Annotated in this window: 26 protein-coding genes; 9 read left to right on the top strand and 17 right to left on the bottom strand. The window is 38.9% G+C overall.

The genetic code is table 11. The features are described from left to right. Positions 1 to 22: 22 nt before the first annotated feature. Positions 23 to 1,315, bottom strand: a complete 1,293-nt coding sequence (locus ACIQXN_RS13985; RefSeq protein ID WP_402967431.1) for an AAA-type ATPase lid domain-containing protein — start codon at positions 1,313 to 1,315, stop codon at positions 23 to 25. A 92-nt stretch (positions 1,316 to 1,407) separates the two neighbouring features. Between ACIQXN_RS13985 and pruA the strand changes: the two genes are divergently transcribed. Further along, positions 1,408 to 2,997, top strand: a complete 1,590-nt coding sequence (pruA, locus tag ACIQXN_RS13980) for an L-glutamate gamma-semialdehyde dehydrogenase (RefSeq protein ID WP_402967428.1) — start codon at positions 1,408 to 1,410, stop codon at positions 2,995 to 2,997. A 92-nt stretch (positions 2,998 to 3,089) separates the two neighbouring features. Here the strand turns inward: pruA and ACIQXN_RS13975 are convergent, their stop codons facing one another. From ACIQXN_RS13975 to ACIQXN_RS13955, 5 genes are all read right to left on the bottom strand, one after another. Continuing rightward, the gene (locus tag ACIQXN_RS13975; protein ID WP_402967426.1) at positions 3,090 to 3,551 is read right to left on the bottom strand and encodes a YjdJ family protein; all 462 of its coding nucleotides are present in this window, start codon (positions 3,549 to 3,551) and stop codon (positions 3,090 to 3,092) included. 309 nt (positions 3,552 to 3,860) lie between these two features. Next, positions 3,861 to 5,273 (bottom strand): sigma-54 interaction domain-containing protein, encoded by a 1,413-nt coding sequence (locus tag ACIQXN_RS13970; protein ID WP_402967423.1) that lies wholly within the window; start codon positions 5,271 to 5,273, stop codon positions 3,861 to 3,863. A gap of 178 nt (positions 5,274 to 5,451) precedes the next feature. Next, positions 5,452 to 6,564 (bottom strand): alpha/beta fold hydrolase, encoded by a 1,113-nt coding sequence (locus ACIQXN_RS13965; RefSeq protein WP_402967607.1) that lies wholly within the window; start codon positions 6,562 to 6,564, stop codon positions 5,452 to 5,454. Positions 6,565 to 6,830: 266 nt separating this feature from the next. Further along, complete coding sequence (locus ACIQXN_RS13960; RefSeq protein ID WP_402967420.1) at positions 6,831 to 8,078, bottom strand: MFS transporter; 1,248 nt, start codon at positions 8,076 to 8,078, stop codon at positions 6,831 to 6,833. A gap of 65 nt (positions 8,079 to 8,143) precedes the next feature. Beyond that, on the bottom strand, positions 8,144 to 8,920 hold the full coding sequence (locus ACIQXN_RS13955; RefSeq protein WP_402967417.1) for a 3-hydroxybutyrate dehydrogenase: 777 nt from the start codon (positions 8,918 to 8,920) through the stop codon (positions 8,144 to 8,146). 635 nt (positions 8,921 to 9,555) lie between these two features. Between ACIQXN_RS13955 and ACIQXN_RS13950 the strand changes: the two genes are divergently transcribed. Then, positions 9,556 to 10,212 (top strand): DUF6944 family repetitive protein, encoded by a 657-nt coding sequence (locus ACIQXN_RS13950; protein WP_402967414.1) that lies wholly within the window; start codon positions 9,556 to 9,558, stop codon positions 10,210 to 10,212. On the opposite strand, the gene ACIQXN_RS13945 is transcribed toward ACIQXN_RS13950, so the two are convergent. Beyond that, positions 10,209 to 10,604, bottom strand: a complete 396-nt coding sequence (locus ACIQXN_RS13945; protein WP_402967411.1) for a VOC family protein — start codon at positions 10,602 to 10,604, stop codon at positions 10,209 to 10,211. The genes ACIQXN_RS13950 and ACIQXN_RS13945 overlap by 4 nt on opposite strands. A gap of 143 nt (positions 10,605 to 10,747) precedes the next feature. Here ACIQXN_RS13945 and ACIQXN_RS13940 point away from each other — a divergent pair, with 143 nt between their 5' ends. Together ACIQXN_RS13940 and ACIQXN_RS13935 are read left to right on the top strand one after the other, a co-directional pair. Continuing rightward, positions 10,748 to 11,506, top strand: a complete 759-nt coding sequence (locus ACIQXN_RS13940; protein WP_402967604.1) for a YqjF family protein — start codon at positions 10,748 to 10,750, stop codon at positions 11,504 to 11,506. Positions 11,507 to 11,649: 143 nt separating this feature from the next. After that, complete coding sequence (locus ACIQXN_RS13935; RefSeq protein WP_402967408.1) at positions 11,650 to 12,339, top strand: hypothetical protein; 690 nt, start codon at positions 11,650 to 11,652, stop codon at positions 12,337 to 12,339. A gap of 248 nt (positions 12,340 to 12,587) precedes the next feature. Here the strand turns inward: ACIQXN_RS13935 and ACIQXN_RS13930 are convergent, their stop codons facing one another. Together ACIQXN_RS13930 and ACIQXN_RS13925 are read right to left on the bottom strand one after the other, a co-directional pair. Next, a complete protein-coding gene (locus ACIQXN_RS13930; RefSeq protein WP_402967600.1) occupies positions 12,588 to 13,163 on the bottom strand; it encodes an NAD(P)H-dependent oxidoreductase in 576 nt (191 codons plus the stop codon). Positions 13,164 to 13,382: 219 nt separating this feature from the next. Then, positions 13,383 to 13,721: a MarR family winged helix-turn-helix transcriptional regulator gene (locus ACIQXN_RS13925; protein ID WP_402967405.1), complete on the bottom strand. Its 339-nt coding sequence runs from the start codon at positions 13,719 to 13,721 to the stop codon at positions 13,383 to 13,385. Between the two features lie 276 nt (positions 13,722 to 13,997). Here ACIQXN_RS13925 and ACIQXN_RS13920 point away from each other — a divergent pair, with 276 nt between their 5' ends. Then, positions 13,998 to 14,354 (top strand): Rossmann-fold NAD(P)-binding domain-containing protein, encoded by a 357-nt coding sequence (locus ACIQXN_RS13920; protein ID WP_402967402.1) that lies wholly within the window; start codon positions 13,998 to 14,000, stop codon positions 14,352 to 14,354. Beyond that, positions 14,342 to 15,313, top strand: coding sequence for an aldo/keto reductase (locus tag ACIQXN_RS13915; protein ID WP_402967399.1), 972 nt, complete (start codon positions 14,342 to 14,344; stop codon positions 15,311 to 15,313). The genes ACIQXN_RS13920 and ACIQXN_RS13915 overlap by 13 nt, the downstream gene beginning before the upstream one ends. Positions 15,314 to 15,806: 493 nt before the next feature. Here the strand turns inward: ACIQXN_RS13915 and ACIQXN_RS13910 are convergent, their stop codons facing one another. From ACIQXN_RS13910 to ACIQXN_RS13895, 4 genes are read right to left on the bottom strand one after another with little or no spacing between them, the layout of a single operon-like run. After that, on the bottom strand, positions 15,807 to 16,973 hold the full coding sequence (locus ACIQXN_RS13910) for a hypothetical protein (protein WP_402967396.1): 1,167 nt from the start codon (positions 16,971 to 16,973) through the stop codon (positions 15,807 to 15,809). A 32-nt stretch (positions 16,974 to 17,005) separates the two neighbouring features. Further along, the gene (locus ACIQXN_RS13905) at positions 17,006 to 17,815 is read right to left on the bottom strand and encodes a hypothetical protein (protein WP_402967393.1); all 810 of its coding nucleotides are present in this window, start codon (positions 17,813 to 17,815) and stop codon (positions 17,006 to 17,008) included. Positions 17,816 to 17,823: 8 nt separating this feature from the next. Then, positions 17,824 to 18,510: an ABC transporter ATP-binding protein gene (locus tag ACIQXN_RS13900; RefSeq protein WP_402967390.1), complete on the bottom strand. Its 687-nt coding sequence runs from the start codon at positions 18,508 to 18,510 to the stop codon at positions 17,824 to 17,826. Beyond that, positions 18,507 to 18,884, bottom strand: coding sequence for a GntR family transcriptional regulator (locus ACIQXN_RS13895; protein WP_402967387.1), 378 nt, complete (start codon positions 18,882 to 18,884; stop codon positions 18,507 to 18,509). Before ACIQXN_RS13895 ends, ACIQXN_RS13900 begins: the two co-directional genes overlap by 4 nt. Before the next feature lie 249 nt (positions 18,885 to 19,133). Between ACIQXN_RS13895 and ACIQXN_RS13890 the strand changes: the two genes are divergently transcribed. The 3 genes from ACIQXN_RS13890 to ACIQXN_RS13880 are packed head-to-tail and all read left to right on the top strand — an operon-like array spanning position 19,134 to position 20,292. Next, the gene (locus ACIQXN_RS13890) at positions 19,134 to 19,472 is read left to right on the top strand and encodes a PadR family transcriptional regulator (protein WP_402967384.1); all 339 of its coding nucleotides are present in this window, start codon (positions 19,134 to 19,136) and stop codon (positions 19,470 to 19,472) included. Then, positions 19,469 to 19,816: a DUF1048 domain-containing protein gene (locus tag ACIQXN_RS13885; protein WP_402967381.1), complete on the top strand. Its 348-nt coding sequence runs from the start codon at positions 19,469 to 19,471 to the stop codon at positions 19,814 to 19,816. Before ACIQXN_RS13890 ends, ACIQXN_RS13885 begins: the two co-directional genes overlap by 4 nt. 56 nt (positions 19,817 to 19,872) lie before the next feature. Continuing rightward, positions 19,873 to 20,292: a cytidine deaminase gene (locus tag ACIQXN_RS13880; RefSeq protein ID WP_402967378.1), complete on the top strand. Its 420-nt coding sequence runs from the start codon at positions 19,873 to 19,875 to the stop codon at positions 20,290 to 20,292. Positions 20,293 to 20,371: 79 nt separating this feature from the next. On the opposite strand, the gene ACIQXN_RS13875 is transcribed toward ACIQXN_RS13880, so the two are convergent. The 4 genes from ACIQXN_RS13875 to ACIQXN_RS13860 form a co-directional block, all read right to left on the bottom strand. Further along, complete coding sequence (locus ACIQXN_RS13875; RefSeq protein WP_402967375.1) at positions 20,372 to 20,527, bottom strand: hypothetical protein; 156 nt, start codon at positions 20,525 to 20,527, stop codon at positions 20,372 to 20,374. Positions 20,528 to 20,621: 94 nt separating this feature from the next. Then, on the bottom strand, positions 20,622 to 21,065 hold the full coding sequence (locus tag ACIQXN_RS13870) for a hypothetical protein (protein ID WP_402967372.1): 444 nt from the start codon (positions 21,063 to 21,065) through the stop codon (positions 20,622 to 20,624). Positions 21,066 to 21,098: 33 nt separating this feature from the next. After that, positions 21,099 to 21,902 carry a DUF3100 domain-containing protein gene (locus tag ACIQXN_RS13865; RefSeq protein WP_402967369.1) on the bottom strand — a complete coding sequence of 268 codons (804 nt, stop codon included), beginning with the start codon at positions 21,900 to 21,902 and terminating at the stop codon, positions 21,099 to 21,101. A gap of 26 nt (positions 21,903 to 21,928) precedes the next feature. Beyond that, the gene (locus tag ACIQXN_RS13860; RefSeq protein WP_402967366.1) at positions 21,929 to 23,140 is read right to left on the bottom strand and encodes a M20 metallopeptidase family protein; all 1,212 of its coding nucleotides are present in this window, start codon (positions 23,138 to 23,140) and stop codon (positions 21,929 to 21,931) included. Positions 23,141 to 23,289 lie beyond the last annotated feature (149 nt).

Here is a 23,289-nt window from a genome sequence, read left to right as displayed (position 1 = left end):
GTCCATTATTCGGGAATGTATGTTAATCATTGAATTTCTTGAGGCGATATTGCAGGCTTTGCCTTCGCAAGCCAAGTGCTTTTGCCGTTTGTGAAACGTTGCCATCGAACATTTTCAACGCATTTTGAATATAGTACTCTTCGACTTCATTCATGAATACGCTTAATGGGCGAATGTCTTTTTCATTTTCCGCTATGAACATGCTCCCGGTCGTATCGGAAAGCTCTTCACTTTGAACCTTCCACCGGAAATATATCGGCAGCATATCAAAGTCAATGAGCGTTTCATTCGTCATCGTGCTTGTTATATCATCGAGCAATACTTCCAGCTCTTTCAAATTACCTGGCCAATCATAATCGAGAAAGATCTGTTCCACTTTAGCTGAAAGTCCCTGGATCCGGCTCCCAGTAGTGTTGCGATAGCGCTTGAAATAGTCCGATATAAAGGGCTTGATGTCTTCTTTTCGGTCACATAGTGCAGGGACGTTTATACAAACGGATGCAAAGAAGTAATATAAATCCTTCGAAAGCTGCCCTCTCTCAATCAAATCAATCGGGTCTTTTCCGACACTTGCTATAAAAACGTGACTCTCCAGATGTTCCTTGAACAGATTAAGAATCTTTTCCTGGCCTCCAAGGGAAAGGTATTCCACACGCTCACAAAAAATCGTGACTTGTTCATTTTTATCGATTTGCCGCTTCAGCTGGTCAATCAATGCTTGTTCATCATTCCGGCAAATCAGTGTAATGAATTGATCATTTCCCGGGTTCAAATCATGATGGATCCCCTCTGCAATCATATCCTTTCCCGTTCCCGACTCTCCATAAAGCAAAACAGGCATTCTATTTTTGGCAGCCATTTTAGCCCTTTCAATAACACCTGCCATAAGCGGGGAAACAGCCGTAATGATATCGAATGTCAGGGGTTGACCATACCGTCGCAACGGTTGATAGGCCATTAATTCCCTTTCCGTAATATCCTTTGAAATCTCGACAGCCCCAATCAATACATCGTCTTTTATAATGGGATGGATATCGGATATCGTCACAATTTCTTGGCCTACGCTATTCCAGAAATTCTTTTTATAGTTCTTGATGGGCTCACACGTTTTTAAGACCCGGTAGAGATGGCTATCGTTGATCTTCGCAATCATCTCCTGTTCAAAATAATCGTCCTCAAGTGGCAAAATCCCTTTTAGCTCCCGCATTTTAGCATTATAAATCACTGTTTTACCTTGAGCATCCACGGCGTGTATCCCCGATGAAATATTGTCTGTTATATATTTATAGATTTCATGTAAATCTTGCTGTTTCATTGGATCACCTCTTTTTAATTTTTATAAATTTTCTGAAAAGATATTGAATTATGCCAAAAAATGTTGCATTATATATATATTAACAATAACATATGTGCACAATTATTTGGCACCATGATTATAAGGAGGATATTAAATTGATTCCATACACAACTGAAAAACTAACTGACTTTTCAAAAAAAGAAAATCAACAAGCATACATTGAGGCGCTTCAAAAAGTCCAAAGTGAACTTGGAAAAGATTATCCATTAGTTATTGGTGGGGAACGGATTACAACTCATGATAAAATCACTTCTTACAATCCAGCTAAAAAAACCGAGGTCGTAGGCACTGTATCAAAAGCAAACAAGGAACTCGCTGAAAAAGCGATGCAAGTGGCCGATGAAACCTTTAAGACATGGAGCAAAGTTAAACCGGAAGTACGGGCTGACATTCTATTTAAAGCAGCTGCGATTACAAGACGCCGTCGTCATGAAATGTCTGCAGTCATGACCCTTGAAGCGGGTAAACCATGGGTTGAGGCAGATGCTGACACAGCAGAAGCCATTGATTTCATGGAATACTATGCACGTCAAATGCTTGAATTGAAAGATGGTAAACCAGTACAAAGTCTTCCGGGCGAATACAATAAATTCGGTTATATCCCACTGGGTGTGGGCGTCATCATTTCACCATGGAACTTCCCTTTTGCCATCATGGCAGGGACGGCCGTTGCGGCAGTGGTTACAGGTAACACCATATTACTGAAACCAGCCTCTACAACACCAATCATTGCGTATAAATTCATCGAAATTCTTGAGGAAGCCGGACTTCCAGCTGGTGTCGTGAACTACATTCCAGGACCTGGCGGCGAGGTTGGCGATTATTTAGTCGACCATCCACGTACTCGATTCATTAGCTTCACCGGTTCACGCGATGTCGGTTTGCGCATTAACCAACGCGCGGCAGCCGTAAACGAAGGACAAATTTGGATCAAGCGCGTCATTGCCGAAATGGGTGGGAAAGATACAATCGTCGTCGACAAAGAAGCCGATCTTGAATTGGCTGCACAATCGATCGTTAAATCCGCTTTCGGCTTCAGTGGCCAAAAATGTTCGGCATGCTCACGTGCCATCATCGTCGAGGATGTTTACGATAGCGTATTGGATCGTGTAGTAGAATTGACAAAAGAATTAACGGTTGGAGATCCAACTGACCATAACAACTTCATGGCTACCGTCATTGACGAAAATGCCTTCAAAAAAGTGACAAGTTACTTTGAAGTGGCAAAAGAAGAAGGACGCATCGTAGCTGGTGGTGAAGCGGATGATTCAACTGGTTATTTCATTCAACCAACTGTTGTGGCGGATGTAGCACCAAGAGCACGCTTGATGCAAGAAGAAATCTTCGGGCCAATCGTCGCTATTTCAAAAGCAAAAGACTTTGACGAAGCCCTAGAAATTGCCAATAACACCGAATATGGGTTAACGGGGGCAGTCATTTCAACAAACCGTGACCATATTGAACAAGCACGCGAAGACTTCTTCGTGGGGAATCTTTACTTTAACCGCGGCTGTACAGGTGCTATCGTTGGTTACCAACCATTCGGAGGATACAATATGTCTGGGACCTGTTCAAAAGCAGGCGGTCCTGACTTCTTGACCTTGCACATGCAATCGAAATCAGTCTCTGAAAAACTTTAATATATTTCGAGTTTCTTCCTATTATATAGTAAATCTAAAAGGAACTGTCCAATCGAGGACAGTTCCTTTTTGTGTTTTTCTACTATTATATTTTAACTGGCTTTTTTGAATGTGATTGTTTTTTTAAAATAAACCAACACTCCAAGCAAGATGCACACCACTCCAATGATCAGGCACATGCCCTTGAAGATGTTCCCTCCTACAGTCGGTGACTCCCAGACCAAACCGCTTAGCAGCCCTACTGTAACTCCCAGACCGGTTAGGAATGAAGCCGTTTTATTATGATTTCCTTTACATACTCTAAGGCCCGTTAGCATGACTAGATATAAGAGCGTCATCATCATCAGTGCCGGGAACATCGGTCTGAACTTGGCCGCATATACAAAATGGTCCAGATTGGAAATATCCTTCGAATCCTCCACCTCTTCTGAAAAAGGCGTTGAATACTTCCATTCCCCTGATCGATCTAAAATTTCACTTCCTTCATACCACGCACAAAATGTGAATAGTAATAGAAACAGCATGGCTACTATTCCTTGTAATGCAAACTTCACGATTCACTACACCCCCTCTAAGATGAGTACAAAAATGATAAAACAAACCATAATAGAGCATAGCCGAAATCTATAAGGTAGACCCTTCTATTCTCTCTTAATCTATAACTTACAACCCCATCTATAATCGAACTTATACCTGCTACAATGAAAACCAGCTTTAAATAGAAAGAATCCAGTCCATCGAATAAGGCCATTACTAAAAGGACCGCCATAACTACTGCCACTATAATATTGCGAACCACACTCTGTTTTGTTCTTTTCTTATTTTCTCTTGTGTTAAACAATAATCCCATTTCAAAACCCCGCCTATTTAATATCATACATCTTACACTTATCATATAAACTCGTTTTGGCAATCCCTAAAAGCTTGGCTGCTTTTAGTTTATTTCCATCTGTAAATGCCAGCATCTCTTTAATCGCCTGTCTTTCAACTGTAGCCATTGTATCTTTTAATGGTTGTATCGGTATGGAAGTAACGATGAATTGATTATGATTGTTTTTTGTTTTCTGTTTAACAGTATAAGTATCTTCTAATTTTGGTTCTTTTAAATATAACGGCAAGTCATGTAGTTCTATTGTTTTATTTTCTAATACATTGATTGCTCGTTCAAGGACATTCTCAAGTTCCCGTACATTACCTGGCCATGTATGTTGATAGAATCTTTTCAGTACTTCAGGGGAGATAGCTACATTTTGTCGATAAAATTTCCTTTCCAATTTCCTAATTAGCATTTCTGATAATAAAGGAATGTCTTCTTTTCTCATTCTTAACGGAGGAATGTCTATGTTAATTACATTTATTCGATAAAATAGATCTTGTCGAAACGTTCCTTCCCTCACCATATTCTCTAAATCTCGGTGAGTTGCAGCAATAATCCTTACGTCAATTGAGATGATTTTTTGTCCACCAACAGGAAGTATTTCTCTTTCCTGTAATGCTCTTAATAACTTACTTTGCATAGACAATGACATGTCCCCAATTTCATCAAGGAAAATAGTACCGTTGTTCGCAATTTCAAAAAGTCCTTTTTTGCCACCTTTTTTTGCACCTGTAAAAGCTCCATCTTCATATCCAAATAGTTCTGATTCTAATAACTCCTCAGGTATGGCAGCACAATTAACTGGCACAAAAGGATTCTGGTCACGAAAACTACTATTATGAATGGCATTTGCAAATAATTCTTTTCCGGTTCCTGATTCCCCTGTTATTAATATGGAAGAATCATTTCCCGAAATAACTTTTGCAAAATCTTTCAATTTCTTAAAAACTGGACTTTCCCCTAATAAATCATGAAATGTATACTTGCTTTTCATATTCTTTTCAGCTGCTGACCGATAATATCTTATATCGTTAACCAACTGTTGAATATGATTCCTATACATCCTTAATTTTTCAGGGTCAGAAAACATAACCGTTCCTACTGCTCCCTCTATATTTCCATCAATAACAATAGGAAAACGATTGGCAACCATTACACTATTATTTATTGGCTGAAGTTCTTGTATCTCTTCTTTTCCAGTCCGAGCTACAATGTGCATACGTGAATTTTCAACAACCTCTTGAATTGGTAATCCAATCACTTCATCTTGAGTTGTATCAATGAAATCACAATATGCCTTATCCATATATAAGATAATACCTTTTCGATTAACAACCACTATTCTTTCATTTAATAAATTTATAATTTCTTCTAGCCACTCACGCGGAAGCGTTTTCATATTTTTTTACTCCTCAAAGGCCTAATCTGTCACTTTTTCATTACCATTATTATATCAAACTATATTAGCAATTACTTGTGTATAAATGGAAGAAAAAACAAAAAAACGCACATACAATTGTTTTCTTTTTACAAACAACCGGAGTGCGGATTTATTAAAATATTTATTAAAATATTTATTAATCTTTTAAAAAGCCACTAATTTTATCACTAAATAAATGCGTATCAAAAATTCCAGCCATATGCCCTTTTTTGCTTTCAATTTCAAATAACTCTGCATCTTTTCCTTGCGTGTTCATGATATCAATTGTTTGACGGTTATAGATGGTTGGTTGCAGTATATCACTTGTACTTGATACTAATAATACTTTTGCCGATATTTTATTAAGAGCATCCTCGAACGATTGATCTCCATAAGTTATATCATGCATCATTACTGCTCGGGAAGTATAGTACCAATGACTTGCATCAACTAATGCTGACCCTACCTTAATTGCTTCATATAATTGATTTTCATAGGCCGTTTTTATTGTAATATCTTTATACGTTCCCGTTTCAGTACTATCACGTTTATATGTCTCTTCGAAAAATTCAGGAGTATATGCTCCAACATTCATCATTTGGACCGCTAAACGTAGGGACTCCTCAGGTTCGTTTCCATCCTCATAATTTCCACCTTGCCATTTTGGATCCAGTTCAAGCACACGCATCGCATGTTGACAGACATTAAATGAAGTATGAACTGGATTCTGAGGATTAGTAATAACACCTACCATTCTTTCTACCATTTCTGGATAAAGAATTGCCCAGTAAAAGCTCATAAAGCCACCTGCAGAAGCTCCCATTACAGCATATAACTTTTCAATCCCTAATTGTTTTGTTAGGAATTCATGTTGAATTTTCACCACATCTCTATATGTAAATGCCGGAAAATCCGAGCCATATTTTCTACCTGTTTCTGGATTAATTGTTCTAGGTCCTGTTGTGATAACCTTTGGATTTTTGGCTTGTACATTTGCTATGTTATCAGTACTAATAACAAAATATTTATCTGTATTGACCGCCTTCCCAGGACCAATTAACCCGTCCCAATATCCAGATGCAGTTTCATCTGGATTATATTTACCAGCTGCATGGCTAGAACCACTAAAATAATGATTGACTAGTATTACATTTGATTTATCTTCATTTAAATTCCCATATGTTTCATATCCTAATTCAACAGGTATTGACTTTCCATCTTCAAAAGTAAAACGATCAATTCTAAAGCTTTGTTTCTTAACAAGATTCATATCCATCACGATTTCCTCCTAATATTATTTTTTCGGGCATTTACCGAGTTGATGTGGCAAGGTTTTTCCGATTTCTTACCACATATTCCCTTCTTAATTTTTATGAATATTCTGAATTAATAACCAAGTGTCTAAATATTGTTATTAAAAAAGGTATATCAAATGCTTCAAAAATTAAAGTAGAAGAAAGTTTTTAATGATTAATCAAGATTAACACGTTATTTATAAAACTAGATTGTGTGTTTTATAAAGAAGCATATACTTCATCATGTTTTTATTAATTTTCTCTTACCTGTTTCAGGTAGCAAGAAAGACCCAATAAAGAAGGTTAAGCTCAAGACTACTGCCACTATTAAACCTGCTTTAAAGCCAGAAAGGTCAATCACCACACCGATAGCATAATATGCAATGGTTTCAACGATGTAAGAGAAGGACCAGAAGAATCCCATAATGACAGTTAACTTGGAAGGGGTCATATTCGGTAATTCTTGAGGTATCGTTACAAGCGCTGTAATTGGTAAGAACATGAGGAAACCTACGACCCCTGCCATTACTATCGACAAAGCTGGTGAATGAGTTAGAATCATAATAAATGCTGCTGCAGTCATAAATAATCCAGACCAGCGTAAAACCGGTAATCTTCTATTAATTTTCTTGGTTAGTAGAATTCCTACTGCAGAACCGGCAATTGCTGCAAATGCGACAGTTGCACTTAATAAAGCAGAATCGATTGCTGTAAAGTCTGCTACAGGGAAAATACTTAGTATAACGATATAAAGAGTAAGTAAGCCCGAGTAAGTAAAGGCAAATGTATAGTTGAATTTATCTTTTAAACCATCTTTAAAAGTATAGATTTCTTGATTAACCTCTAGCGAAGAATTTGAGGATTTATTAAGATTAAAATCTTCCCCCACAATCAACCAAAGAATTAATAGAATACCACTGAATGCTGCGAAAAATATTAAACTACTTTGCCATGTCAATAACCAATTGTATACTGGTAAAACAGCTAACATTGCAATGATACTACCTATATTATAGGCAACATTGTTAATCCCATTAATTATAGGACGTTGTTCAGGTGAAAAATACTTAATAACAATAGGACCAAAGTATACGATAAATAATGCACCACCAAATCCCATCACAAATCTTAGAATAATAAACATCCAATACTGACTAACAAAAGGAGCAGAAATTGAACCTACTACAATAAGTAATGATGCAAAACCTATTGCTTTTTTAGGGTTAAAGTTAACTAAAAACCATGCTGCTAGTAAATTCCCTATGATCTTCGCAATAGTTATAGCATTCGATAATAGTGTTGCGGCTGAGAAACTTTCTATGTTAAAGTGCTCCATTATTTGGGGGGTTAAGATGGATCCAGCAATCCAGCTAACTGCAAAAAATGCATATGTAAAAAGCATAATAATTTCAATAATTATGGCACGAATACCCACCTTTGATTTATCATTTGTTGGCCTATTATCATACGTTCTCAACGCCCTTTCCATAAAGAACCTCTCCATTCTAATAAATAGATTTTACTTACCCTTGATGTCGAGTATAGTATCTTGCATCACTGCGCAGTGTATCCGCCATCAAGAACAACTGCTTGACCTGTAATCCCCTTCGCTTTATCACTAGCTAGAAATAAAGCATAATCAGCAATCTCCTTAACATCTAGTAAGCGTTTTTGTGGTACTAGTGGATATAATACGTCTTCTTTAACGGTTTCTAAAGGTACATTACGTGTTTTAGCTAGGTCTTCAAACTGGCCTTGTACAAGTGGTGTATCCACATAGCCAGGACAGATAGCATTCACGGTTATACCATGTTCAGCTGTTTCCAAAGCTGCTACTTTGGTTAAACCAATAATCCCATGCTTTGCACTACTATATGCTGCTTTTCCTGCAAAGCCTATCAATCCATTAACAGATGCCATATTTATAATTCTTCCACTTCCCTGCTTTTTCATGAATGGCAATGCATGCTTCATCGCAACAAATGGTGCAATCTGCATCACTTTGATCATGAATTCAAACTTATCTATAGGGAACTCTTCAATAGGGGATATATATTGTAAGCCGGCATTGTTGAAGAGTACATCTAATCTTCCATATTTCTCTATTGTTGCATCAATTGCATTTTTTATATCCTCTTCTTTCGTTACATCTACTTTAAGACCTATGCAATCATATCCTTTATATCTCAGTTCTTTCGTTACTTCATCTAGTTTCTCTTCATTAATATCTGTAAAAACCACTTTTGCTCCATTTCCAAGAAATTCTATTCCGATTTGATGTCCGATGCCACTTGCTGCACCTGTAATAAAAACGACTTTATCCTTAACCATTTTGCTTCCTCCAGTAAAGTAATTACTCTTTTTGAATCTAATATAAGTTTTCTATTTATCTCTCTAATACGCTAGCACCAATAGAATTGGTTTACTTCAAATAAGGGTTTCTTTGATAACCGTAAGCAACTTATTACTAAATGATCCGACAAATCTACCAATAGCTGTTCGTACAAAACTAACAATTCCTTATAAATTTTTTTGTTACTTCTTTCTTTGAAATGAACTACCTCATTTCACATTAACACCTCCTGATGTTTTATATTTTCATAAGTAATGCTCGCTATTATACTTGCATAAAATATGCCAACTTTATTAAGAACCCCTTAATACACAGAATTTTTATGCAAGACTACGTTTGTATTGACTTTATGAAAAACAATTGAAAATTTATATAGGGTTAATGTCACTTTTGTTTGTACCCTGAAGAAGGAAACCGAAAGGAAGCTCTTTCCGCTTTCTCGGAAAATTCCGTTATAACGGAATTTCTTTGGCAATTATTCCGCTTTTCCGAAATTATATTCGTAGAAAAAGAATTGTAAAGTATAATATTATCCATTAACAAAAAGCTACATGGACACAAACTACACTTCCATGAATAACATAATGTAACTTCTTGTGAGGAGCATTCAACTATGAGTACAAGTGGAGAAGACCTCCTTATTACAGGAGCCTGGATATTGGGTATAGGATCGGTTGTAGAGGCGATTGGGCAGACCCAACAATCCTTGACAAGTTCCGATTTAGGAAAGGATTTAATTGTTAAGGGCAATGGTATCGAGGCGTTTGGCAATTCACTACAAGCCATCGGGAGAACGAAACTGTTCAACCCAGAAGAGCAACAGCTATCGCAAATTTATTCCATCTTCGGTGCCTGGCTTGAAGCTGCAGGGAATACGGGAAATTCAGTCGGAATCAGCATTGAACTGAGTGGCGAAGAGGAAGAAGGCACGATAATTGATACCCTAGGTAGTGGCATCCAAGGAACTGGCGCCGCTTTCGAAGCATACGGAGGCTATATTTCAGAGGACTCTCCGTTTAGGTCTCTCAATATTACAGGTAATAGCCTCATATCATTGGGCTCTTTCCTAGTCGCAATCGGTAATATCTTCATCTTACAGGAACAAACGGAAATTGGTGAAATGATCTTGTTGGTGGGAGGGTGGATTCAAGTCATTGGGGCTTTTGTCTTGATTAACGCCATTACAATTGAGGTGGAGTCTTTATCAGCCCCGGTAAATGATAGTGGTAATCCTTATTCGTATCACCACTATCATTTTGCTCATCCTTAAATGGATTCAGCAGGAGCCACCAATTCCACTTTCAATCTATCGGGATCTTCGAAGAATACGGCATAATGGTCCTTCCCACCAGCGAACGGATGCTTGTCGGGGTAAAGAATGGGCATTCCCTGTTCTTTTAATTTATGCGTCATCTCATCCACTTCCTGGCGTGAGCTTGCATGAAAAGCCAAATGGTTAAGCCCCACTCTCCCCCTGTGAAAGTGAATATCAAGAAACCGTTTCTCTGCTTGGACGAATACAATATACATGTCATCGATTTTCCAGCTTGCCCCGCCATCCCATTCCTGGAAAGGACGATAACCAATCTCCTCCAAAAACCAACTCCAAAACTCCACTGTTCGCTTTAAGTTGGATACATTTATTTCAATATGGTGAATCATGTGCCCTCCTCCTTATGTTATATTTCGAAAACCGTTTAGCCTTGTTATAATACCAGTAACTGGAATCTTAAGCATAAATGAAATGAAGACTAGCAACAAGTGGAAAGAACATGATCTCATTGAAAGGATTGGAGGAAAACAGCATGGAAAGCGATAATGGTTTCAACAAAGACCCGTGGGATGTCAGTCATCGTCTTTGGCCGCTGCCACGATTACCCTGGACGATGAAACAGACGTGGAATGATTTATTATTTGTCCATTATCCTATAAAAATCGAAGTCTTACGGAAGTTAGTACCGGATGTACTGCCATTGGATTCTTTTGACGGCATGGGATGGATAGGTGTCGTCCCGTTTCATATGACAGACATTCGATTACGAGGGCTACCTCCCGTTCCAGGCACGGATCGATTTCCGGAACTCAACGTCCGGACTTATGTCACGGTTGATGGAAAGCCCGGCGTATTTTTCTTTAGTCTGGATGCGTCCAATTTACTTGCGGTGAGGACTGCTCAAACTGTATACCACTTACCGTACAAGCATGCAGATATGTCCGTGCAGAAAAATGGGGATGTCATTGGTTATAAAAGCAAGCGAAGAAGTGGTAATCATGAATTTGAGTGTACATACAAGCCCATTTCAAATCCCTTTCTTGCCGAAAAAGGTACTTTCAATGAATGGCTCACTGAGCGCTATTGCTTATATACGCTCAACAAAAACGAGGTACCCCTTCGCTGCGATATCCTCCATCGGCCATGGCCGCTTCAGCAAGCCGAAGCGGAAATCAAAGTGAATACGATGCTGAGCAAGCAAGGCATTCCGGTTGAAAATACCGAACCCATCTTACATTTCGCTAAAAAGTTAGAAGTGCGGATGTGGCCATTGGTTCGTGCGAGCGACTAAATGAAGTGATTTTGCCATTATATCGGTCAGTTTTACACATTTATCGGTCTAAATCGGAATATATCGGTCAAATTAGGGGTTTATCAGTCTAAATCAATATTTTATCGGTCAAAGCAGTCATTCCTACAAACGGAGGGGTCTTGATGAAAAAATGGTTATGGTTGTTAGTATGCAGTTTATTCCTTGTCTCTTGTAATTCCCAATCAATCATTGATTGGGTCGATTTCGTTAAAATCAACGGCAATCACTATGAAAGGATATATTCTGGTATCATTGCTGATTCGGCCTCCATCGGTGAGAAAATAGGAGAAGTGAAATTCAAAGTCGCTGATCATGTTAACGATGTCGATTACAAGACGAAAGAAGGTGACGCCGCATTCTGGGAAAAGGGAACGAAGGTCTTCGCCATACAAGGAGAGCCTGAATTCGCTGCAATTCAGACAAAAGACGAAATCAATGGGTATGCAATCTATCATGAAGTATCGGAAAAACAAACATTTCGGGGCAAATACAAAGACATCGAAAAAGATTCTATCAATCAAATAGATATATACAAAGAGGGTAAAGATAATCATCCTGTACTCATCCATACAATTTCGGAAAAACAAGAGATTCAAGACTTAACACAAATACTTAAAGAAGGAAAAACGAACTCCAGCTTTAACCCGAATACCACCCAAGGAGATCCTATCACCTATCGACTTGCATTTTATACCGAAGAACCGATCGCCTATACGTTCCCCTTATTCTTCGATGGAGAACAATGGTACTGGATACCATGGGATACCGATCTTTTATCAGATGAAGTTGAACGATTCGTTACCGAAAAATAGTTAAGCTAGGCGATGATTCGTTTCACAACACTTATTAGAAACCGGCAGGCCATATTATCTACTAAATATATTCAACTACAAAGTCGATTCCTATAACGGAACCGATTTTGTAGATTGACCGAAGGGCCCCTATTGATGTTATTTTCTCAGAATGCTAAAGTACCAAAGTTTAGCCTCCTTCTCTATCAAAGAAATTAGTAGTTTCCCCCTTTTACAAGCCCAGCGGTTCCTTCACTTATAATCATGCTCTACTTTATACTTGTAAATCTTCTTTCTATTTTTTCAAGCCACTTTCCCCTTTTTTCACTAGAGCTAGCTTTTACCATATTTAAGCTCAACCACTTTACATTTTTAATGCCTGATTTCTTTAGCGTTCCTTTTATAAGTGACTTTTTAATGGCATTACCATACGTTAGCCTATACATGATTGCAGGTGTATTCATCGTAGTGATCACTGTAGTGGATATAAGATTATCCATCAATGTAACCATTCCGTAACCTGAACTAGTATAGTCGTAGGTTTCTCCTGGAAAGATGACTTTATCAATGAATCCTTTCATTAAAGCCGGCATTAATTCCCACCAAATAGGAAAGATAAAAACCAGATGATCGGCTTCTTTTATGCGCTGTATATATTCGATAGCATGTGAGTCGATGGATTTTTTATTTCTAAATGCTAATAAATCATCCGCTGTCATGACTGGTTTAAATTGATCCTGATCTAAATGTATGACGTCAATGTCATGCCTTGCTTTAGCAAGTCCCCTTTTAACTGAGTCTAAGATGGCATGACAATAACTTCCCTCATAAGGATAATTAAAAATAATGGCTTTGTTAAAGGTAAGGGTTGATTTTTAGTAAGGTGGTATTGTTAGTGAAATGTTACACTTAAACTAACGGGGCAGGATAGCTTAAGTACATTTCTTCATAGAGTAAAAAAGCTGATTTTCCAAATTAGGAAAATCAGCTTTTTTATTATCTATCGTCTAAAAAACATCAAAAAACACAATTAAGATGGTGGGGCTTTACAAGCCGATGGAAGACTATGCTTTTGTTCGTTCCGCCAGATTAGTAATCGACTCAATATCTTGTTCGGTTAATAAATCTAAAAAATACTCGCGTATAGCCATGGAAACTACAGGGCGGGCATCATCCAATGCTAATTTTCCCACCGAAGTAATGATTACCTGGACTCCTCGCTCAGTTTCTATTGGTTCCCTTAAAACAAGTCCGCGTTTTTCCATTCTAGTTAAATGATGGGATAAACGACTCTTGGTCCAATCCATCGAGTCTGCTAATTCTTGTTGGCGTAGTCTACCATAAAGATCCAATCGGTCTAATATACCAAAGTCACCCTCCGATAGCCCAGTTTTCTCGAACATGTCTTTTACTACGCTTCCAAAAATGTTCTTATAAGAACTTTTCCACATATGCCATATTTGCATTTCTTCTTTACTTATCATTTTTTTGTTCATAAACGGAGTATAACACTGTTGACGTGTCAACCACAAGGTGGTAAAGTGTAATTAGGTTGACGTGTCAACCTAAAGTGGAATGGCTGATATGTTAAAAGAATTTATCTTTAACGACAAAAGTCGCATGCAGAAAGGAGAGTTTAACAATGCATAATAAACCAGTCGCCTTGGTTACTGGTGCCAGTGATTGGTCTTCAAATCTCAAATGATCTTGCGGCACACGGATTCACTGTCCTTGTTGGATCACGAAATTTTGATAAAGGGAAAAAGGCTGCTCTTAATGTCATAAAGCTTGCTTTTGCTATTGAACTTGAATCAACAAGTATCAAGGTCAATGCGGTATGCCAGGGCTTTACTGCAACAGACCTCAACAATTTTGAAGGGACAGGAACAGTTCAACAGGCAGCTCGTCATCCGGTGAGCCTTGTTCTTCTTGATGAGAGCGGTTCTACAGGCACGGTTTCGAATGAGAGGCATAACTTCCATGGTGATGTTGGTGATAATTACAGAAGGAGTGAGTTATACAAATGGAATATATAAAACTCGGCAAGTCTGGCTTGGATGTTTCAGAACTATGTCTTGGAAGCATGAGCTTCGGAATACCTGAAAGAGGAAATGCGCCATGGTCACTAAATGAAGAAAAAAGCAGACCAATCATAAAAAAAGCCCTTGAATTAGGCATAAACTTTTTTAGTACTGCAAATATGTACTCTGACGGCACAAGTGAAGAGATTCTTGGACAAGCAGTAAAGGACTTCGCTCGCCGTGACGAAGTTGTAATTGCTACAAAAGTATTCGTTCCGATGCGTAAAGGTCCAAATGCAATGGGGCTTTCCCGCAAAGCGATAATGACGGAAGTTGATAATAGTCTAAGACGCTTGGGTACAGACTACATCGATTTGTATCAAATCCATCGATGGGATCCTAACACACCGATTGAAGAGACAATGGAGGCACTACATGATCTAGTTAAGGCAGGAAAGGTAAGATATATCGGGGCATCCTCCATGTCAGCTTGGCAGTTCGCAAAAGCTCAACATGTGGCGGAACGTAACGGTTGGACTCGTTTCATTTCAATGGAAAATAGACTTAATTTGCTTTATCGAGAGGAAGAAAGAGAAATGCTGCCTTTATGTAAAGATGATGGAGTTGGTGTTACGCCATATTTACCTTTTGCTGCAGGTCGATTAACTCGAGATTGGAATGAGCAGACCTCTCGATCAGAGAATGACGAAGTAGCAAAGGCCCTGTTTATCAAGACAGAAGAAGCCGATCGTAAAGTGGCTGAAAGAGTGGCAGAGGTTGCTGCGAATCGAGGTATTCCACGCGCACAGGTCGCACTTGCATGGTTGTTACAAAAGGAAGAGGTCACAGCACCGATAATTGGGGCGACCAAGATAAGCCATCTCGAAGATGCAGTGTCGGCTTTATCAGTTAAATTGACATCTGAAGAGATTAAGAGTTTAGAAGAACTTTATGTACCGCATCCATTGGTATAAATACACAGCTGCGATTAGATTGAACACTCAAAAGGTGTTCGCTCTTTTTTATATTTTCTTTCTTAATTGCTCAGGATAAACAAAGGAAGATACCTCTTGTTGTTCGAAAAAAAATTGAAAGGTAATATCTCTTCCGTCATCATTGAACCATAATCTCAAGCACCCTTGACTTATAAAATATAAACGACTTGCTATTTCTCCTTCTCTTAACAGAATAGTCTTTGGAGGAATTCAATTCTCAGTAAACATTGTTTGGATTTCGTCCCAATTATCTCTTATACAAGGAATGTGATTAAAATATGATTTCAACATCTAGATCCACTCCCCTCTGTAATATCATGCCATTTATCTTAGTTAATGATCTATAATTCATTATAAATCCAAGATGCCCAGTTTAGTTGAATACGATACTGTTTTTTCAATCATCCTTTCATCTAACCTTTATTCTAAAATGAAAACTCCCCTCATAAAAGGGGAGTTTTCAGCGAGCTCATTATTTGATGTAGACATCATACAATTGAATGATAGGATTCTTATCTTTCTTTTGGTCATCAGATTCGAGTCCCAATTTTGCTTTATAGAGAGTCTTTCCTGTCAGCGCATCTGCAATGAGCAGTTCGTCTGCGGTCATTACAAAGATACGTCCATCCTTTATTTCAGCAAAATCAACAGCGTTTAGATTGAATTCATTTATTAATTTTTGTTTTTCGAGATCAAAGGTGAAAATACGACTCCTCTCTTCCTCCAACCCTGTCATGTAGAGATTCTCCTCATCGTAGGAAAAATAACTTTCCATGTTTTCATAGGTGATAGCCAAATCTTTCGGTAGCTTGATTTTCTCTAGTGTCTTCTTGTCATAATGATAGGAGAACAGGGAGCTCGCCCCTACTTTTTCCGTGAATTCTCCCTCTTCGGAATAACTGCCTTTCACTAGCGCTATTACAAAAACGTTATTGGGTTTCCCATCAACCTTGGACGGCATGGCGAAATGTCCTTGATTGGATGAATCAAATGTTTCGGACAAAATTGTTTCATCGTTGACTACTTTTTTTCCAGCTAAATCAATGGTGTAGTGGTGAATTTCAACCTTACCTTCATTCTTCATCAAATCATTTTGAGTGATGATTTGTAATTTGGATTGAGCGAATTGCACATCCCTTATAACGATATCATCATATTTATCTTGATCTGGGAGATCTATCTCGAACGATTTTACCTCCTTATCTTTCTTTTCCAAACTATCAATGTAGAATTTCGGGTAAAACTTGCTATTGTCTTCATTCATTTTCGTAGTTACGAAGGTCAAGTTATCCTCGTCTTCATAATACGTATCAAAATATTGTTTGCCGCGCATGAAGGAACGATACTCTTTCTCTAATCGTTCAAAAGTAGGATTAATATGTCCATCTAGTCGTTCGAAAAAAGAACGTTCTTTTTGATAGGTAGTTTTACCGGAATCAACTGAAAAGGATTCACTTAGATTTCCCTCTTCATAATATCCATTTAAGATGATTGAATGTAATTCCCTTTCATCTCCTTCTACCGTTTTGAATGTAAGTTCGGGTAGGTTTGAAGCGTAGGAAGTTACTTGAGCATAATACGTTCCGATGCTAAGTATACTAACGACGATGATGAGGATGCTGCTAATATATCGTTTCACCCTGTTCACTCTCCTTTTATTGTTAAATGAATTTATACGGTTACACGTTTTTTCAATAACCAAGAGCCATACCAAATGGAAACGGCTGAAATGATAAGACCAAGTGCGATGAACATGCCGAAGAGTTCTGCCGGATAGATAAACTCTTCAAACAATATTGGGGATATTAATAATGCCCCAGCAAGTATGCAATACACAATTCCCAACACAATCCCTTTAATTCGATAGCTTCTTTCAAGCAGAATGGCTGTAAATACAACCAACATAATCATAAGTCCAATTCCATACGATAGGAGGAATTGCGTGAACGAACTAGGAATGATTATATCTAAAATTTGGTTGGTTTGAAGAATGCTCATTATACCCATTTCCTCAGTTAAGAATGCTTCGGGCACCATCGAATGGAACAGGGCATTCTCCATCGGAAGAATGATCAATTGTAAGGCAATCAATCCGAGCACCATCAAGAAAATTGCTGTTGCTTTAGAAAGGTAAAGGGACAATCTTGTGGTTGGCAACATCAACAGACGATAGATGAAGGTATTTTTCCCGAACCAGTCACGGTACCAAATAAGGAAGATATAGAAAATAAGGGCAACGGCACAAAAATAGATCGGTCCTAAGAACCAAAGCGACCCTGAAACCGAGTTAAAGTTTACTCCGCCAAAAGTTTCTATATAAGCGGCTTCGGTTAATTTTTCTTCCAACATGGTTTGGTCAGCATTGTTCAAAAACCCTTGTACCTTAATAATCACTGCCGCAAATTGAGAAAGGATCGTGATCAACAACAAGGAAAAATAGATTTTACTAAAACGGTTGATTTCGAAATTGACTAGCTTCATATAACGCATCATCCTTGATACACCTCTCTCATTACATCAACTACAGATTTCCCTTCCTCTTCACGCATTTCTTCTGTATTGAACTCTTTCAGGACATTCCCGTTTCCAAGCAAGATGACCTTGTCGATCAAATGTTCAATATCACCGATTTCATGGGTCGTGATGATGACTCCCCTGTCTTCAATCAGGTGGCTTGCAAACACATCGGCAATTTGTTCCCGGCTAAATATATCAATGCCGGAAAACGGTTCATCCATCAATACATAATCGACATCAAGAGAAAGCCCCAGCATCAGGTTGACCTTTGCCGTGTTCCCTTTTGATAAATCAGAAATCCTTGTGCTTTCCTCCAGTTTGAAAAAATCCAGCAACTCATTGGCTCGTGACTGATTCCATGTCGTATAGAAATCGTTCATGAAGACCATCGCCTGCTTGATTGTCATTTGCGGAAGCATAATCGGAGCGTCCGGAATGAAGGTGATCTTTTCATAACTCTTTGTATTGATTTTCTCATTATCAATCAAGATTTCTCCACGAAACGGCGTCAATCCCATAATGGCCTTCAGCGTCGTCGTTTTCCCTACCCCATTTATCCCAATCAGGCAGGTGATTTCTCCTTTGTTCGCGGTAAAAGACATCCCATCCAAGATCTTTTTTCGGCCGTATTTCTTAGAGATTCGCTTTACTTCGATCATTTCTCTGCCCCCTCTTTTGCATATTTTTCTTTCACGACCTGAAGCAGCTCCTCGACTGGTACATTAATGGGACGAATGGCCTCTACAAAAGAATCTACTGCGGCAAAGATAAGCTCCTGCCGGACATCGTGTAGCATCTCTTCATTCGTAGTGATGCGGCTTGGGAAATTTCTTTCTGTATGAATCAAACCTTGTTCCTCCATTTCTTTATACGCCTTTTGAGCCGTATTTGGATTGATATTCAGAGTTGCCGCCAATTCCCGACGCGAAGGGATTTCCTGTCCCGCAACTAACTCACCTATGGCGATTTGTTCTTTGAAATGCCGCACCACTTGCAAATAAACCGGCTCCCGGGCATTAAACGAAACGTTCATTAAACCACCCCTATATTTAATAAAAATCTGATTTCACACTTGATTACAAGTGTATGTATTAAGTGGTTCATACACCTTATACATGTACTATACGTGTAATACACTTTAGCTGTCAATAAAGTTTTAAAGATTTTTTTCAATTCACATTTGGAATAACTTGACATATCACTACTATGTGTTACTATATACTGGTAGTAAGTAATACTAATTAGTAACTCGTAAAACAACCAACATATGAGGTGAATTCTTTTGGAAAATCTGACAGAAATGCTGAAAGGGGTGCTGGAAGGTTGTGTACTTGAAATCATCAGCCGGGGCGAAACGTATGGCTACGAAATTACACAACAACTACAAAAACTTGGCTTCGTTGATGTAGTGGAAGGCACTGTTTATACGATTACGATGCGGCTTGAGAAAAACAATCTGGTAGACATCGAAAAAAAGCCATCCACGATGGGACCACCAAGGAAGTTTTACACCCTCAATGCAGCTGGTAAAGAAAAGCTGCAAGTCTTCTGGACAAAATGGGAATTCGTTTCAAGTAAAATGAATGAAATCAAACAGATTGAAAGGGGCGAAGTATTATGAGCTTTTTAGAAAAAATAATGGGAAGTTTCGATGAGAAGCGGGAATGGAAAGCGCTGGAGGCTCGGGCAAAGGCTCTTCCAAGTGAATACCACAACGCTTATAAAGCTATCCAAGAGTATATGTGGACCGCTGGCGATGCTCCCACCGACTGGGAAGGTACTAATCGCATTTTTTCCGGTATTCTTGATCTTTTCGAAGAGGGTGCAGCGGAAAGCAAGAAAGTCACTGACCTTACAGGTGAGGACGTCGCTTCTTTCTGTGACGAACTAGTGAAGGATGAGCAAACTTGGAAGGATAAATACCGTCAGAAATTGAATAATACCATTGGACGTATAGACTCTTAAACAATTGGGTTAATTCAGTCGCAGTAAATTGTCTATCGTAATGGGGAGGAACAAGAATGAACATTGAAGAAAGATTGTATCAAGCTGCTATTGAACTGATTAAAAATAGATACCCTTCTGGTTGGGGCGGTGCAGCAGCTATGTACACTGAAGATGGTAAAATCTTGACAAGTGTTGCTCCAGAGGTCATCAATGCATCTACAGAATTATGTATGGAAACTGGTGCAATCCTTGAAGCACATAAGCTTCATACAAAAATCACACATTCTATTTGTGTTGTAAGAGATGACGAAAAGGCTACATTTAAAGTTCTAACTCCTTGTGGGGTATGTCAGGAAAGACTCCTTTACTGGGGTTCTGATCTAAAGGCAGCTATTACTCATCCAGATGAGAGGCTTGTATTTAAAACATTGAAGGAAATACAACCATTTCATTGGTCTAAAGCCTATGATGATCAACATTCTTCTTTGAGTTGACGTGTATTTTAGGAAAATGGACGAAGAAAAGGAGCTTGGATATGCGTATCCAAACTCCTTTTCTATTAGACCCAAGCTTTTAACTCGGATCATTTTCATCCAGTGACAGTGTGACGACTTTTGTGTAGTCCCCTTTTGCGATTTCCTCCGGAGTGGCACTTTCGTCCAGCTCCTCTTGGGTGGTGATACCATCAGCTACGATTGGTTCTTCTTCATGTTTGTCACGCTTTTTCATGAGCTACACCCCTTTCGTTCATAGAATATCCAGGAGTGGTTTTTTCATTCTTAAAAATGCTTTACAGAAAAAGTGCCCGATTCATTAGATGAGCTTAATGGAATTTGCCGGTTAATCTAAAACTGATTTCCGCCACTACGGTTGAAAGAATAAACGTGCCTGTATAGACAACGAGTGAGATTACGACAATGCGCCAACCTAATTGTTTGAACTCTTTTAAATCTTTCCCGAAAGAAAGACCAGCGTAAGCCAAGATGGGTGTCGCCAACGCCATAAAATTCACTTGTTCGGTTACTTTGATGATACTAGCGTTTCCGGGAAAAATGGGTGTGGTAATCAATAGTGCCAACATAGAAACCCATATGACAATCGGAAGTCTAACGGGGCTGATTTTAGCCAAAAAGAACCCTATTATCGTTACTGCAACAATAATGATCATGCCAGGTAATGCATCAATAGGTGAAACATCATATCCAATCCAATTTCCCATAAGGGCTATTATTCCAATGATTATAAACGTCAAGATTTTATCTTTCATCTAGCTTCCCCCTTTTCGTACCCTACCTTATTTTCAATTCGCTTTTGTCTTACGCCCCAATATCGGCTCTAGTTTTTTGTATAAAAAGTTTGTAAAAGGAAGGGAGAAGAATACACATATGTACGTCCCCAAGATTGTGGTAATTAAATTGGCCGCTCCGGCAAATACGGCAATATCCTTAGCAGATTCCGGGAATATCACCGCTAACGCTCCAGACATGGCAGCCATCATGCTACCTGATCCCACTCCTGCGCCCATGGCAAGTGAGATGGGATGGAACCAACCAGTTTGAGCCAAAAAGCTTGCTAACACAGACAGATATAAGGCACCAAACAAAGTACCGCAAACATATACGCCTAGTGCTCCACGGCCTTCAGGTGAATCAGAGCCATATTTTTCTGCAATGATGGCTAGGTTAGGCTCTCTATCAATCGAAAAAGTGGCACCGACTGCTTCTCTTTTCATTCCAAGCAGTAATGCAATCGGTAACCCTAATAGGATTGTCCCTGCGAAATGCCCCACCTCTTGAAAACCTAAGGCAAGTCCCGCATCAAATATCTGCGGCAAGGATGGTCCCATCAACATGCCCAATTTGGCTACAAACAGCATGAATGATATCCCTAATATATTGGCCGCAACATTCATTTCCTTCATTTTCAAAATTTTAAAAGAAGGTAAACTAATGACCGCGCCAATAATTAATGCATACAACATCGGAAATAAGGCGATGGCTCCAATCCCGATGTCAAACGTCTTAACGCCAATGAATTCGGTTATACAGACTAATACCAAAACAAACAAATGAACCTTCCAGCTACGAAGAGAGTTTTCTTGCACATGTATCACTCCTTTTCTTCTACAATTTATTGAACTTTTTCAGTCGTATATAAGGCTATGCCGACGATCAATGAAATCCCCTGAATCATTGCTTTTTCGTCAGGTAAGAATACATCGCTGTGCAGCTTCATTGGATTTTCAGGATTTTCCGCTACTCCTAAGAAAACAAAAGAGCCAGGGACTTTCTCCAAATAGAAAGCGAAATCTTCACTTGCCATACTTGGTTTACTCAACCATTGGACAGAATCCTCGCCAAATAAGTCCGTTGCAATAGCAGCAGCATGTTCATTGAAAGTCGAATCGTTTATGGTAACAGGATATCCTACTGAAAAGTTAAAATTGATTTCAACTTCTAGTTTAAGAGCCGAGGCTACACCCTCAATGATGCGCTGAATACTAGTCGCCACTTCCTTGCGAGTATTCGCATTAAGAGTCCGAACCGTTCCTCTAAAACTAGCTTTTTCAGGAATGATATTATAGCCATCTCCCGCTTCTATCGTCCCGATTGTAACAACGACAGAGTCAACCGGATCGGTTTCCCTGCTCACAATCGTTTGGAGGGCCGTTACTACATGAGCCGCGCCTACAATAGCATCGACCCCTTGGTGAGGTGCTGCCCCGTGGCCTTGTTTCCCTTTTAAGACAACATCAAAGGAATCCATACTTGCCATGATTGCACCATTCCTGAATCCATATGTTCCAGTGGCTAACTCAGGCCATACATGAAAAGCAAAGGCATGATCAACCGGAGGATTACTTAACACACCTTCATCGACCATCATTCCTCCCCCGCCCAACATCTCTTCGGCAGGTTGAAAAATGAATTTTATCGTACCCGAAATATGTTGGGTATTTTGGGATAAAATTTTAGCGGCAGATAGTAACATAGCAGTATGCATATCATGTCCGCATGCATGCATAACTCCAGGATTTTTTGATTTGAACGTTGCATCCGTTTTCTCCAGGATCGGTAACGCATCGATATCAGCCCGGAAAGCAAGCACAGGTCCCTCCTGCTCCCCATGAAGAAGACCAACAACACCTGTCTTGGCAACTCCCGTAGTCACTTCCATTCCAAGCCCTTTCAAATAATCCGCAATCATTTCAGCCGTTTTGTGCTCTTCAAACCCAAGCTCAGGGTTTTCATGAATCATTCTTCTTAATCTCACGGCCTCTTCATAGATTCCTGACGCTTTTGCTATTATTTCAGAACGCGAAAGCCTACTTATACTCAACATCTTTCAACTCCTATACTATTTTTTCACACATTAACTAATTGAAAAATAAATACAAGATTACATAATATATTTAATTATCCAATAATAATGCTATATTACCATTTCATATATTGACTGTATATATCAGAAAATACCAATAATTATGCACA

The organism is Peribacillus sp. NPDC097295 (assembly GCF_044761665.1).
Classification (GTDB): Bacteria; Bacillota; Bacilli; order Bacillales; family DSM-1321; genus Peribacillus.
Note: the sequence above shows the minus strand (reverse complement) of the source record. Positions and strands in the feature narration are given on the sequence as shown.

What these genes read in the sequence shown, in the direction of transcription:
- ACIQXN_RS13960 (WP_402967420.1), bottom strand. Translation starts at nt 8,078, where the DNA reads ATGGAAAGGGCGTTGAGAACGTATGATAATAGGCCAACAAATGATAAA.
- ACIQXN_RS13970 (WP_402967423.1), bottom strand. Translation starts at nt 5,273, where the DNA reads ATGAAAACGCTTCCGCGTGAGTGGCTAGAAGAAATTATAAATTTATTA.
- ACIQXN_RS13965 (WP_402967607.1), bottom strand. Translation starts at nt 6,564, where the DNA reads ATGAATCTTGTTAAGAAACAAAGCTTTAGAATTGATCGTTTTACTTTT.
- ACIQXN_RS13875 (WP_402967375.1), bottom strand. Translation starts at nt 20,527, where the DNA reads ATGAAAAAGCGTGACAAACATGAAGAAGAACCAATCGTAGCTGATGGT.
- ACIQXN_RS13895 (WP_402967387.1), bottom strand. Translation starts at nt 18,884, where the DNA reads ATGAACGTTTCGTTTAATGCCCGGGAGCCGGTTTATTTGCAAGTGGTG.
- ACIQXN_RS13925 (WP_402967405.1), bottom strand. Translation starts at nt 13,721, where the DNA reads ATGTTCGAGAAAACTGGGCTATCGGAGGGTGACTTTGGTATATTAGAC.
- ACIQXN_RS13940 (WP_402967604.1), top strand. Translation starts at nt 10,748, where the DNA reads ATGGAAAGCGATAATGGTTTCAACAAAGACCCGTGGGATGTCAGTCAT.
- ACIQXN_RS13885 (WP_402967381.1), top strand. Translation starts at nt 19,469, where the DNA reads ATGAGCTTTTTAGAAAAAATAATGGGAAGTTTCGATGAGAAGCGGGAA.
- ACIQXN_RS13945 (WP_402967411.1), bottom strand. Translation starts at nt 10,604, where the DNA reads ATGATTCACCATATTGAAATAAATGTATCCAACTTAAAGCGAACAGTG.
- ACIQXN_RS13955 (WP_402967417.1), bottom strand. Translation starts at nt 8,920, where the DNA reads ATGGTTAAGGATAAAGTCGTTTTTATTACAGGTGCAGCAAGTGGCATC.
- ACIQXN_RS13915 (WP_402967399.1), top strand. Translation starts at nt 14,342, where the DNA reads ATGGAATATATAAAACTCGGCAAGTCTGGCTTGGATGTTTCAGAACTA.
- ACIQXN_RS13985 (WP_402967431.1), bottom strand. Translation starts at nt 1,315, where the DNA reads ATGAAACAGCAAGATTTACATGAAATCTATAAATATATAACAGACAAT.
- ACIQXN_RS13950 (WP_402967414.1), top strand. Translation starts at nt 9,556, where the DNA reads ATGAGTACAAGTGGAGAAGACCTCCTTATTACAGGAGCCTGGATATTG.
- ACIQXN_RS13880 (WP_402967378.1), top strand. Translation starts at nt 19,873, where the DNA reads ATGAACATTGAAGAAAGATTGTATCAAGCTGCTATTGAACTGATTAAA.
- ACIQXN_RS13870 (WP_402967372.1), bottom strand. Translation starts at nt 21,065, where the DNA reads ATGAAAGATAAAATCTTGACGTTTATAATCATTGGAATAATAGCCCTT.
- ACIQXN_RS13905 (WP_402967393.1), bottom strand. Translation starts at nt 17,815, where the DNA reads ATGAAGCTAGTCAATTTCGAAATCAACCGTTTTAGTAAAATCTATTTT.
- ACIQXN_RS13860 (WP_402967366.1), bottom strand. Translation starts at nt 23,140, where the DNA reads ATGTTGAGTATAAGTAGGCTTTCGCGTTCTGAAATAATAGCAAAAGCG.
- pruA (WP_402967428.1), top strand. Translation starts at nt 1,408, where the DNA reads ATGTGCACAATTATTTGGCACCATGATTATAAGGAGGATATTAAATTG.
- ACIQXN_RS13935 (WP_402967408.1), top strand. Translation starts at nt 11,650, where the DNA reads ATGAAAAAATGGTTATGGTTGTTAGTATGCAGTTTATTCCTTGTCTCT.
- ACIQXN_RS13900 (WP_402967390.1), bottom strand. Translation starts at nt 18,510, where the DNA reads ATGATCGAAGTAAAGCGAATCTCTAAGAAATACGGCCGAAAAAAGATC.